Origin of the sequence: Lactiplantibacillus sp. 30.2.29 (assembly GCF_018991255.1) — a bacterium.
In the GTDB taxonomy this organism is placed as follows: domain Bacteria; phylum Bacillota; class Bacilli; order Lactobacillales; family Lactobacillaceae; genus Lactiplantibacillus; species Lactiplantibacillus pentosus.
The window spans coordinates 58,976-70,407 of record NZ_JAGYGU010000019.1; the positions used below are offsets into that span (position 1 = coordinate 58,976).

Below are 11,432 nucleotides of genomic sequence, written 5' to 3' on the forward strand. Positions count from 1 at the left end.
GCACCTTAACCCCCTAATCTGTTAATATTCTATAGCATCAAACAAAAATAGTACACAAAATAGTCATTTTTATACCTATTTTGACATATATGCGTTAAAAAAAGGTCAATACCGATATAAAATGACCGCCCCCGTAAAACAAACCGTAATGAACGGAAACACTCCGTCCTTACTCCTACATTCTATAACAGTTTTTATAAAAAAATCACCGATTCACACCTAAAAGTAGGTGTTTTATCGATGATTGTTAATTGAGCTTCCATACCGCTATTATTTTGCTTATATCACTGCAACGACTTTGCCGCTTGTGCGATCGACATATGCTGCGAACTCGCCTGCTGAAGAATCGCTTCAATCTGGGCATCCGTGTACTGACTAGCATCAAAACCAGCTTGTGATAATTCATCACGGGTTGCCTGGATCTGGTCCGACGACTGATTCATCGTTTTGACCGCCTGAGCTAAGGACAAGTGTTGTGCCGCCGCGCGTTGAATAATGGCCTGAATCTCAGCATCACTATACTGACTAGCATCCACACCCTGTTCATTCAATTCCGCCCGGGTCGCTTGAATCTGATTGCTGCTAGAACTGGCACTCGGACTAGTTGTACCCGAAGCCCCATTAGCCACAGATGCCGTGGTTGACGACGAGCTTGAGTTAGCCTGCGAGTTCTGCTTAGTCTGCCCATTTTGAGACGGTGATGATTGTGCGCCGCTCGTCCCAGCAATCGATTGGGCCGTGTTTGGCAAAGCTGGCACTGATCCCGTCAACGTCTTAAGTGAAGCGTTGTTTTGCTTCCGGAGCGTCAGCACGTTCTTGCGAATATCCTGATAATACCGCTGCTTGAACGTTTTGTCTTTTAATAAGGTCGCAATCACGACGTTCGAGTCCGTAAACTCGTTCGCCTTGTTCAGCGTTAAGGCTTGCTGGTACTGTTCCTGATACGTCTTGCGTTTATCCTGAATCTTCTGCAGTAAGGTCAACTGTTCACGGGCCTGCTGAATCAAAGTCGTTGACCCGTGCTTAGTCGTCTTAACGGTCGTGAAGTCTTGTTTGGCCGCGCTAAACTTCCGATTGTTCATCGCCTGCGTGCCATCCACGAAAGTCTGGGTCTGCGTCAAATAGCGCTGAGCCGTCGCATTGCTAGCCCGTGTCCGCGAAGCGTGCGTAAAACTCGTCTCAGCCAACGAATAATCGTGATTTTTCAGTGCCCGTTCACCCGTCCGCATCTCATCAGCATAGGATTCTTCTTGCAACCGATAACGTGTGTAAGAGTAACTACCGACCCCCACGGCGATAATTACCGCAAACACGATCCACATCCATCTCTTCATCACGACACCCCCATTAGCTGATTTTCCAATTAATTTATTATACCATGTTTGCAAACAACCTCGCGATTCGTTGTGCTTACAAAACCATTTTCATAGGCGTATAATAATTAATGTATTTTACGAAGAAAGGATCCTTATTGCAATGCTAGAGAAAACTTTTTACCACACCCTTTTGAGTCACTCATTCAATATCCCCGTCACAGTGAACTACTGGGATGGTAGTAGTGAAACTTATGGTGAAGGCACACCAGAAGTAACAGTGACATTTAAAGAAGCCATTCCAATGCGCGACATCACTAAGAATGCGTCCATCGCACTCGGTGAAGCCTACATGGATGGCAAAATTGAAATTGACGGCAGTATTCAGAAATTAATTGAATCCGCCTACGAATCGGCAGAAAGCTTTTTCAACAATTCCAAATTCAAGCGGTTCATGCCAAAACAATCGCACTCTGAAAAGAAGAGCCAACAGGATATTCAGAGCCATTATGACGTTGGTAACGACTTCTACAAGATGTGGCTTGACCCAACCATGACCTATTCCTGCGCTTACTTCAAGCACGATACGGATACGTTGGAAGAAGCACAGATTCACAAGGTGCACCACATCATCCAAAAGCTCAACCCACAACCTGGCAAGACGCTGCTTGATATTGGTTGTGGTTGGGGAACCTTGATGCTTACGGCTGCGAAGGAATATGGCCTAAAAGTCGTTGGTGTCACCCTTTCCCAAGAACAATATAACTTAGTTGCCAAGCGCATCCAAGATGAAGGCTTGAGCGATGTTGCCGAAGTGCGGTTACAAGATTACCGTGAACTAGGCGATGAGACCTTTGATTACATCACCAGTGTCGGCATGTTTGAACACGTTGGTAAGGACAACTTAGCAATGTACTTCGAACGCGTTAACCACTACCTTAAAGACAACGGTGTCGCTTTACTGCACGGGATTACCCGGCAACAAGGTGGTGCGACTAACGGTTGGTTAGACAAGTACATCTTCCCAGGTGGCTACGTTCCCGGGATGACTGAAAACCTCCAACACATCGTTGAAGCCGGCCTACAAGTCGCTGATGTTGAAACGTTACGGCGGCATTACCAACGGACCACTGAAATCTGGGACGAAAACTTCAATGCCAAACGTGCCGCAATCGAAGAAAAGATGGGCGTACGCTTCACGCGGATGTGGGACCTCTATCTCCAAGCCTGCGCCGCTTCCTTCCAATCTGGTAACATCGACGTTATGCAGTATCTCGTTACTAAGGGTGCTTCATCACGGAACTTACCAATGACGCGGAAGTACATGTATGCGGACAATCGTATCAATAAAAATGCTTAATGCAGCTTAAAACAAGCGTTCAGAATTTTATGGATTCTGAACGCTTGTTTTTTTGTCGCCAGTTATAATTTATTCGTATAATTGCGAATTAATCCGTTTATTGTGAGCAGCTCATTATTGCTAGAATGCCGTCACTATACTCGTTTTGCTTGATTGCTCGCTTAATTCATTCATCAGACGAACTAATCGCGTCTAGAGTCGGTTTGAGGCAGGACTAAGCTGCCCCTAAACCCCTGACCCGTTGCACGCGTAATCATCGAATAAAGTTCATAGCGTCCTGATTTTTCATGAAACCGCCAAGCTTCTGATTACCTTTTTCAGAGATCTTTCTACTAATTTTCAGTAACCGCCGCACGTACCCAGTCCAACACGCGCTGGTACGCTAGGAGCGCGCCTAAGAAGAAGGCCGCAGCCAGTGCCGCCGACAACGGCAACTTGTCGAACATCTCTGTTGGCAACACTAGCGCTAACAGCGGAAACGCGTAGGCAGCTGGCAATTTAAGCCGTAAACCTAACAATAACAAGTACACTGACGGCATGGTCAATATCGTCGTCAGTAGCCACGAAGCGACCAGCAAGTGCACGCCAACGCCAATCGTCGCTGCGGCAGTCAATGCGGTCCATTGTTTAATGGCGAGCTTCACCGAATAATCCGTCTGCTGAGTCGCCTCGAAGAAAACCACAATGACCGGTGGAATCGCAGCCATCTGCGGCTGGCCTACGAACCACACGATACTGACCCAGAGGAGCACGAGACAACTAAATCCCAGCATTTGCCACCAATTAGCGGTGGCCGGTGCCGAATGAATTGCTGGTTGTCGTTGCTGCAATCGAACGCCAACCATCAGACTCAGCGTCCAAAAGAAAATTGCGACAATGAATGACCAGTGGGTGGCGTTAATGATGATGGGTAATAGTCCAGTTGCAAAGGTTGGCGCCAAGTTGGATCTCAACCCTTTCAATAGTAGCAACATCAATAGCACGCCAATCAAAACTTTGATTGGATAATCCGTTGGCAGGCGGTTGACCAAGAAGCCGATGACCGCCGTTCCGGATGGCGCTAAAAATAATTTTCTGGGTTGCCGTGTCCAGTCCGCCTTGCGATAAATCCAAGTCCCCGCCGTCAGGGCGCCAATCTCCGGCAAAATAATTTCCACGTCATGCAAATATGTGGCGCTCACCACCATTAGTAAGATAAATGTCCACCCTAACAGGTAACGCCAACTCGTCTTATGTTCTAAATCCATCCGTTTAATATTCCTTTCTTATATCAATTTACATATATTTTAATTATTATAACAACGATTGATATTGTAACATAAAGTAGTTATTAACTTCAAATTTTCAGAAAATTAGTTTTTTCAACATTATTGCCATCTCAAAATATCACCAAAACGTTAAAAAAAGTCCGGCTAGTTGTGCATAACTAGTCGGACTTTGAATTTTTCATGATTAACCGGCAATCTAAAACACTAGAATGGCCGATTATTTCTATATAAACGGATTATTGCTGATGAGAATCAACCAGCGACTTCCTATCAGTCGCGACTCATATAGCAGCGCTTAGTCATAGTCTAAACTTACAGATCCGCTAGCACTTATATTGGTGTGGCCCACAACACCCCAAATTGAAATGACCCAACAGTTATGCATTTTGCATAAGCCTTTTATCATCGTAACGATTATGATAATTAACGTACTAGCGAATGGTTAACCAGCCAATGTACATTATCCAATGTAAATGATTCCCGCCAAAATGACGACCGTTTCGGCGATGCGCAGCCACCAACGGTAACGGGACCATTGCTTGGACGACCACTGTTGCTTGAGCCAACGATTGAAATAATGAGCGATTAGCGGGGCAACGAACATCAAAAATCCGCTCGACCAAAAGTTAATTTTGGCGGCAACGGTCGCCTGGTCCCAACCAGCACCCATTAAGCCGAGAATTAAGACACCATACAAAACCCACAACGTGATTACGAGTCCACGTTGTAGCCGGTGTTGCCACTTGGCAGTTAACTGGACTTTAAACGCTTGCCGTTTAGGCGTATCTGGTTTGGGTTGCGGGCTTACCGGCGCCGACTTGCCAGGGATGGCAGCGAGCATCGCCGTGGCGCTTTGATAGCGTTGGTCTGGATCCAGTGCCGTGGCTTGGGCAATAATCGGGCCCCAGACCTCATCCGCAGTGCGGGTCGCTGTATCCAATGGGCCGCGGGGTTCCTGCCCCGTTAGTAAGCAGTTCAAGACCACCCCTAGCGAGTAAATATCACTTCGTTGGTCGGTCTGAGCAAACCCATAGTTCTCGGGGGCCGCAAAACCACTCGTTCCGAGTAAGCGGGTATCTGCGTTTTGGGCGACATGGTGCTGTCGGGCCGCATTCACGTCAATCAAGTAATAGTGGTCGCGATAACACATCACGTTGCTGAGTTTTAAGTCGCGATGCACGATTTCGCGGTCAGCTAATGCTTGTAAAGTTTGTAACAGTTCCGTTGCGACCCGGGCCGTCATTTCAGGGGAAAAAGGCCCCTGGGTTCGCAGTTGGTCGGCCAGAGTCTGACCGTTGATCAGCGTTTCGATGCTGACGACACAATCCGGCCGCGTTAATAACGCCTCAATTTGGGGCATCCGGGGAACCGGTTGCTGCTTGAGCCGTTGCAAGACGGGTAGATTGTCATCACGCACGATTTTTGCGACGGACACCACTTGTTGCTTTTTAACTAATAATGGAAATTCGCGTGTTGGCAACAGCGGCCCCAGTGGTTCGTAGCCCGCTTCGCTCAATAATTGCATCGCCTGCACAATTGGTAACAACCGGCGGCCCCCTTTTTACTTAAATTATCAACACTTATCATAACCATACTTTTGGAGGAATTACAATGTCAAAAAATAGTCAAACTGATCTCACTACATCCGCACCCCGCTCTCGGACGGCCGAATTAGTTCTCGGTATCATTGGCGGTATCTTTGGTATCATTGCCGGACTACTCGCCATGACGATCGGCGGTATCGGTAGTGCTCTTGAAGCCAGCGGTAGCGCCGGTGTTAGTAATCTCGGCGTCGGTTGTATCGTCGTCTCCGCATTAGCTATCATTTTGAGCGCCTTTATTAACCGCAACCACGTCTTGATGGGCTGGTTAATTATCTTATGCGGAATTCTGAATTTCGTGTTCGTTAGCGCCTTTGGGATTTTAAGTGGCCTACTGATCGTCATCGCAGGCGGCTTAGCACTGAGAAAGTAGGTCAAGCATATGAAGACAAGCAAATCATGGTATCAACGTTGGTCGGTCTGGGTGCTCATTGCCCTCGGCGCCTTTATCGTCATCGGCATCGTCAGCTCGCCCGATGACGCGACTAATTCTAAGGCCGCATCTGCCAAACAGGCTACGAGTCAGAAATCTAGCTCGAAAAAGGCCACAACCAAGCGCGTTTACAAAGTTGGCGAAACGGCTACCATCGATCACGTTCAGGTCACGGTGACCGATGTCAAAACGGCCACGACGCTGGATGATGATCAGCCGAAAACTGGCAATCAGTATTACACTGTAACGGTCAAGCTCAAAAATATCGGTAAGGAAAAGGTCTCCTACAACCCTTACGACTTCGAAATCAAAGCCGCTGGCAACCAAACCAGTCTGGATGAAATCAACATTGATGCGAACGATCAACTGGATAGTGGTGATTTGAGCGCTGGTGGAACCGTCAGTGGAACCATGACTGGCCAATCCAAAGCGAACGGGACCGTTGAATTGATTTATAACCCAAGCTACTTCAGTGACCGTCATTTGACCTTTAAATTACAATAATCTCTGGTAAACTAATACTAATCAAACCACACGTATTAGGGAGGGCCAGTCGTGACAGAACGTAAAACGAGTGAACTTTTCAACGAAATCGAACAAGCAAGTGAGGCCGATCAATTTATGACAAATATGGCCAGCAGTTTTATCCGCACCAACCCAGCTGAATACCTTGCCGAGCTGATTCAGGTTAAGCAGGTCACTAAAAGTCAGGTCATCCGACAAGCCAATCTGACGCCATCGATTGGCTACCAGTATTTTGATGGCAAACGCCGCCCCAACCGGGCACGCATGATTGCGTTAGGCTTTGGGTTCAAGCTTTCACTGACTGAGCTCAATACGATGCTCAAACGAACCGGCTATGCCGTCTTGTATGCCAAAGATGAATGGGATGCACTGATTATCTTTGCACTCAGCCAGCGCTATGATTTAGACCGTACTGACGAGCTTCTCTACCAATACGGATTAGGGACAATTACCGCAGCTGATTAGCACGGACTGGGGCGGGCACTCAAATTCACTGATTAATACAAAACGACTGATTCAATTCACGGCCTGTTATGAAGGTCGCTTTGAATCAGTCGTTTTTTATGTCGCTGCCGGGATACCGCTAAATAAGATTTACAGTCTATCAACTTCACTTGACGAAGCGCTTAAATAAAAAGATAATAGCTCCCGCTCAATCCAATAAACAGGTAAATCAGGTGGCGCACCGTTGTCATCGGTAAATGCGGTAAGATGCGTGCCGCAATCGCAGTTCCAATGACCTCCCCGACCATCCCAATTAGAATATTTGGAATCAGAACTGGTGTCAAAATGCCGTTGAGCACCCGCACCGTTGAGATATAGACGACATCAATTAAGAAGAAGGTTTGTAAGTTACCCAAATAATCAGCCGTTGTATCTGCCAACGAAAGAAAATACAGTGCCATTAAGGGGCCACCGATACCAAACAGGCCATTGAAAAAGCCTGAAATAATCATAAAGATCCCGGCTAGCCACCATGGATAGACCTGAGTAGCCGCGCGTTTGCTTAGACTAAAGTAAATCGCCAACGCTACTAACAAGGCCCCGAGTAGCCGGCGTAATAGTTGCACATCCAATTCTTGACCGAGATGCACTGAATAGGCCGCTACACTCGCGTAGATGATAAACGGAATCACGATTTGGCGTAAATGAATATGGTGCCGATTCCGCCAAACCAAAGTCAGCACGCTTGCCGCCATAATCACCCCAGCAACCGCAGCACTTTGCGCAATTGAAAAAAGCTGCGGTAGAAAAATCATCATGACGATTGCTGCCCCAAAGCCGGTCAAGCCTTGGACTAGTCCTGCCAACAGTCCCGGTAAGAATACCAATAACCACGTCATTTACAGGCCTCCTCACAATTATTTTAACCATAATAAAAAAGAACCGGATCATCCAGTTCCAACTAACATCATATATGAATTAACAACACGAAAATCATCACTGATACTAAGCCGATCACCACCGACAACGTCATTGAACGCGTCCGGTAGGCCACAAATCCAACGAGAATCGCTGAAATGATCATGCCCAGATTACCCGAAGTAATCACCGCGTACTTACTATCAATGAAGACGCTTTTGACAACGAGCGCTGTAAACAGTGAGACGGGTACGAACCGCATCCACTCGTTGAACCATTCTGGAATCTTCCGCTTCGTAAAGAACAGTAATGGAAAGAAGCGTGGAATAAAGGCCACACACGCACAAAAAATGACCAACCAAAAGTGGTCCATACTACTCATTGAGCTGACTGATTGCATAAGAAAAACCCCTCTGTGCCCTACTTGTCAGATTCTTCCATGGCTGCTGGGCCAGTGGGATCGTGAACCTTATAGAGTAAATGACTTTCTGGCTTATGTGCTAACAAGTAACGTTCAATAAAGTAACCGGTCAATGATGCGAGTAGCGTTGAAACGACTAAGCCCAACGTACTCTTCATCAAGACTAGGAACCCGATCGTTAAAACGCCAGACAATATCGCAACTAAGATGATCAAGCGACTCTTAGTTTGCATAATTGCCATATAAATGAACAGCGCCGTTAACGCAAAATCGACCACTTGGAGATTAATCGTCAGGGCACTGCCAATCAGACTCCCGACAATGTTACTGACGGTCCAGAATAGCAACGAATAGTGTTCGACCAGCAGTGCTTGTGATGGTTTCCAATGCTTATCGGTTGCGAACTTTAAGTAGTTGACCGCATAGTTTTCATCATTCATCGAAAACGCAAACGTAAAAATAAACGGTAGCGATTGCCCTTTTAAGTAACGCGATAGGCTGGAACCTAACAAGGCGTACCGTAACTCCAAGAAAAACATCATCAAAATAATGGTTGTCATCGGTGCATTGATTGTTAGCATCGATGCAATTAAAAATTGGGCGCCACCGGAAAAGACCATTACCGAAATTAACGCCGTCAGTAGATGGTTGAACCCGGCCGCATGCAAGAGCACCCCACACGCTAACCCGATGGGAATATAGCTAAGCCCAAGTGGCATCACAGTCCGCAATACCACTAACCAATTTGGCTCGTTCTTTTTCACCAAGAATGCCTCCAGTACCATACCAGTAAAGAATTCTAGCAACAATGTTGAGCGTCGAACTACTTAGACACTCGAACTTAATTTTAACATGTTTTTTATAGCAATCCTACACCTTGTTAAGTTTTTCAACGTATGTAAGCGGTTCCTTGGTTATTTTTCACTTAAAATGTTGTCCTAAAATCACCAAATCGTTAGGACGACCACCTAACTCAGCCACTGCTGGCAGGAACCCCCACTGTTCATAACCAAATTTTTTGAAGAGCTTAATGCTGGCCATATTACTTGAAAAAATGTACGCGACAATCGCCGTTAACCCCAGTGCTGGTAGCTTTTCTGGAATCAATGCCAGCACTTGACTACCCAGGCCCTTACCTTGAACGCTACGATCCAAATAGACTGAAATTTCACTAGTCTTCGCGTAGGCCGCGCGCCCATAGAATGGCGATAAACTGACCCAGCCAATCACTAAGTCATCGTTGATCACGACCCACATTGGATAGTGTTCTGGCGTATGGCTCAAAAACCACGGCCGCCGCTGCTCCACCGTGACTGGCTTAAGGTCAGCAGTCACCTGATGACTTGGAATCGTTTGGTTATAAATATCCACAATAATTGGTAAATCCGACATTGTTGCGATGCGTAATGACACACTCATAGCTTCCCACTCCATTCGTCTTAACGATTACTCTCAGTTTAATTATACATTTGATTGGAAGTTATGCTAACTAAATTCGACTCGGATTTTATTGAATGAGTTGGATTACTGTTCGTCTGCCGATGTGCGCCTTAGTCCGACTTCCGGGGCTGGCTGACAACGCTGGAACAGGAAAAATAGATTAAACTCAAATTGTTTCCAGCTATTTTAAATCAGCTATCTTTAAACTTAAGTAATCACACGTCTCATCATTATTAAGGCTGAATGCGAACTCACATCACGCATCTACCAGATTCAAATATCAAAAGCCATCTTCATATACATCACCAAGCTTTTACAATCCAATCGAGCGAATCCGCAATACTTTTCACCATTATTATCCAACGATATCAATCCGACTGTTCCCGCACATCGAGGACAACTAGTACACCAACCCGCTAATCTGGTATTTTGATTTTGGCCACTAGTTGTCGCAATTCTTGTCGTTCATCCGTCGATAAGTTGGCTAACATTTCTTCGTGGACTTGCTGGCGGGTTTCTTTAAACCTCTCAGTTAGCTTACGGCCTTCATCAGTGACGAAAATCTTCTTGTTTCGCGAGTTATCACTCGGTATTTGCCGTGTAATCAACCCCTGCTTTTCCATATTTTTTAACATCACCGATACGGTTGCGGCTTTTCGTCCAATCAGGTCAACAATGTTTCGTTGAATAACGCCTGGATGGGCAACAATGAAAGCTAAGACCATCAATTGCTGTGTTGGGATAGGTTTGGCCATTCTTTCGCGTACTAGTACCTCTTCACCACGGACGACTTGGTGAAATAATGCAATTATTGCTTAAGTATCTACCATATTCTCACACTCCATGGTTCAAGTATACCAAATAAAATTAGCCATCAAAACTGTTTGACTAACTAACTATTTAGAGTTAGTATTGCAAACAGTTAGTTTAACTAACATTATTTAAAAATGAGGTTTTATCATGATTAATGAATCAATCCAGTTAACCAATCTCGATCCACGCATCGTTAAGTTTCAACAAACCATTCTAAACAAATATGCTACCGCCAATCAAACCGCACTCAAAGGGCAGATTGTCATCACTGGCTCATCGACCGTTGAAATTTTTCCAATTGAAGCGCTACAAACAAAATTACAGCTCAAACATAAAATCTATAATCGTGGCATTCGCGCAATGACCACTGCCGACGAACTTGCACATATGGATACCCTGATTTTTGAGCTCCAACCTAGTATCTTGTTCCTACAAATCGGTGCCAATGACATGAGCTTTAACCTACCAGAAGAAACCATGATGCATAATTATGATCAGATAATGACGCTAATTGCTAACAAGCTGCCGAATACGCAGGTCTATATTATGGCCTATTATCCAATCAACACCGTTGCCGACTTTAATCCCACTGATGATCCCCATCCGAATGTTGCGCAACATCGAACTAATGCGATGACGATGGCGGCCAATATCAAAGTCAAAGCGCTAGCTACAAAGCATCACTTCGATTTCATTGACTTAAACGCTGGATTAACGGATACCGCGGGTAATTTAAAGAAAACACTCACTTTTGACGGTCTCCATCCACTTCCTGCTGGCTATGACATCATTTTTAACAATATGTTGCCTTATTTGAAATAACCATCACTCGCCCAATGATACGAGCTAGCATCCAAAAAAATCGGGGTCTATGATATTTAGTGTTGATAGATAAA

General features: G+C 45.6%; 13 protein-coding genes. 5 read left to right on the top strand and 8 right to left on the bottom strand.

What is annotated here, in order from left to right; genetic code table 11:
• Positions 1–284 precede the first annotated feature (284 nt).
• A complete protein-coding gene (locus KGF65_RS11380; RefSeq protein WP_101872787.1) occupies positions 285–1,334 on the bottom strand; it encodes a cell surface protein in 1,050 nt (349 codons plus the stop codon).
• Positions 1,335–1,476: 142 nt separating this feature from the next.
• Here KGF65_RS11380 and KGF65_RS11385 point away from each other — a divergent pair, with 142 nt between their 5' ends.
• Positions 1,477–2,673, top strand: a complete 1,197-nt coding sequence (locus KGF65_RS11385; protein WP_050339837.1) for a cyclopropane-fatty-acyl-phospholipid synthase family protein — start codon at positions 1,477–1,479, stop codon at positions 2,671–2,673.
• Positions 2,674–3,005: 332 nt separating this feature from the next.
• Here the strand turns inward: KGF65_RS11385 and KGF65_RS11390 are convergent, their stop codons facing one another.
• Positions 3,006–3,920 carry a hypothetical protein gene (locus KGF65_RS11390; protein WP_216748495.1) on the bottom strand — a complete coding sequence of 305 codons (915 nt, stop codon included), beginning with the start codon at positions 3,918–3,920 and terminating at the stop codon, positions 3,006–3,008.
• Between the two features lie 481 nt (positions 3,921–4,401).
• Positions 4,402–5,487 (bottom strand): protein kinase, encoded by a 1,086-nt coding sequence (locus KGF65_RS11395; protein WP_101872785.1) that lies wholly within the window; start codon positions 5,485–5,487, stop codon positions 4,402–4,404.
• A gap of 65 nt (positions 5,488–5,552) precedes the next feature.
• Between KGF65_RS11395 and KGF65_RS11400 the strand changes: the two genes are divergently transcribed.
• The 3 genes from KGF65_RS11400 to KGF65_RS11410 are packed head-to-tail and all read left to right on the top strand — an operon-like array spanning position 5,553 to position 6,965.
• The gene (locus KGF65_RS11400; RefSeq protein ID WP_050339840.1) at positions 5,553–5,915 is read left to right on the top strand and encodes a DUF4064 domain-containing protein; all 363 of its coding nucleotides are present in this window, start codon (positions 5,553–5,555) and stop codon (positions 5,913–5,915) included.
• Positions 5,916–5,924: 9 nt separating this feature from the next.
• Positions 5,925–6,479: a DUF4352 domain-containing protein gene (locus tag KGF65_RS11405; protein WP_216748494.1), complete on the top strand. Its 555-nt coding sequence runs from the start codon at positions 5,925–5,927 to the stop codon at positions 6,477–6,479.
• Between the two features lie 51 nt (positions 6,480–6,530).
• The gene (locus KGF65_RS11410; RefSeq protein WP_050339842.1) at positions 6,531–6,965 is read left to right on the top strand and encodes a hypothetical protein; all 435 of its coding nucleotides are present in this window, start codon (positions 6,531–6,533) and stop codon (positions 6,963–6,965) included.
• Between the two features lie 161 nt (positions 6,966–7,126).
• Here KGF65_RS11410 and KGF65_RS11415 read toward each other — a convergent pair whose 3' ends face one another.
• The 5 genes from KGF65_RS11415 to KGF65_RS11435 all read right to left on the bottom strand — a co-directional run bounded on the left by KGF65_RS11415 (position 7,127) and on the right by KGF65_RS11435 (position 10,478).
• Entirely contained in the window at positions 7,127–7,843 is a 717-nt protein-coding gene (locus KGF65_RS11415) for a sulfite exporter TauE/SafE family protein (RefSeq protein WP_216748493.1), read from the bottom strand.
• 68 nt (positions 7,844–7,911) lie between these two features.
• Complete coding sequence (locus KGF65_RS11420; protein WP_003642419.1) at positions 7,912–8,262, bottom strand: AzlD domain-containing protein; 351 nt, start codon at positions 8,260–8,262, stop codon at positions 7,912–7,914.
• A 20-nt stretch (positions 8,263–8,282) separates the two neighbouring features.
• Positions 8,283–9,068: an AzlC family ABC transporter permease gene (locus KGF65_RS11425; protein WP_021337274.1), complete on the bottom strand. Its 786-nt coding sequence runs from the start codon at positions 9,066–9,068 to the stop codon at positions 8,283–8,285.
• Between the two features lie 136 nt (positions 9,069–9,204).
• Positions 9,205–9,702, bottom strand: coding sequence for a GNAT family N-acetyltransferase (locus tag KGF65_RS11430; protein WP_050339844.1), 498 nt, complete (start codon positions 9,700–9,702; stop codon positions 9,205–9,207).
• 437 nt (positions 9,703–10,139) lie between these two features.
• Complete coding sequence (locus tag KGF65_RS11435) at positions 10,140–10,478, bottom strand: MarR family winged helix-turn-helix transcriptional regulator (RefSeq protein WP_216748492.1); 339 nt, start codon at positions 10,476–10,478, stop codon at positions 10,140–10,142.
• A gap of 205 nt (positions 10,479–10,683) precedes the next feature.
• Between KGF65_RS11435 and KGF65_RS11440 the strand changes: the two genes are divergently transcribed.
• Complete coding sequence (locus tag KGF65_RS11440; protein ID WP_050339850.1) at positions 10,684–11,358, top strand: GDSL-type esterase/lipase family protein; 675 nt, start codon at positions 10,684–10,686, stop codon at positions 11,356–11,358.
• Positions 11,359–11,432 lie beyond the last annotated feature (74 nt).

Bases quoted from the DNA above. Each gene is read 5' to 3' on its own strand.
- KGF65_RS11440 (WP_050339850.1), top strand. From the start codon at position 10,684: ATGATTAATGAATCAATCCAGTTAACCAATCTCGATCCACGCATCGTT.
- KGF65_RS11380 (WP_101872787.1), bottom strand. From the start codon at position 1,334: ATGAAGAGATGGATGTGGATCGTGTTTGCGGTAATTATCGCCGTGGGG.
- KGF65_RS11400 (WP_050339840.1), top strand. From the start codon at position 5,553: ATGTCAAAAAATAGTCAAACTGATCTCACTACATCCGCACCCCGCTCT.
- KGF65_RS11430 (WP_050339844.1), bottom strand. From the start codon at position 9,702: ATGAGTGTGTCATTACGCATCGCAACAATGTCGGATTTACCAATTATT.
- KGF65_RS11415 (WP_216748493.1), bottom strand. From the start codon at position 7,843: ATGACGTGGTTATTGGTATTCTTACCGGGACTGTTGGCAGGACTAGTC.
- KGF65_RS11420 (WP_003642419.1), bottom strand. From the start codon at position 8,262: ATGCAATCAGTCAGCTCAATGAGTAGTATGGACCACTTTTGGTTGGTC.
- KGF65_RS11385 (WP_050339837.1), top strand. From the start codon at position 1,477: ATGCTAGAGAAAACTTTTTACCACACCCTTTTGAGTCACTCATTCAAT.
- KGF65_RS11435 (WP_216748492.1), bottom strand. From the start codon at position 10,478: ATGGCCAAACCTATCCCAACACAGCAATTGATGGTCTTAGCTTTCATT.
- KGF65_RS11405 (WP_216748494.1), top strand. From the start codon at position 5,925: ATGAAGACAAGCAAATCATGGTATCAACGTTGGTCGGTCTGGGTGCTC.
- KGF65_RS11390 (WP_216748495.1), bottom strand. From the start codon at position 3,920: ATGGATTTAGAACATAAGACGAGTTGGCGTTACCTGTTAGGGTGGACA.
- KGF65_RS11425 (WP_021337274.1), bottom strand. From the start codon at position 9,068: ATGGTACTGGAGGCATTCTTGGTGAAAAAGAACGAGCCAAATTGGTTA.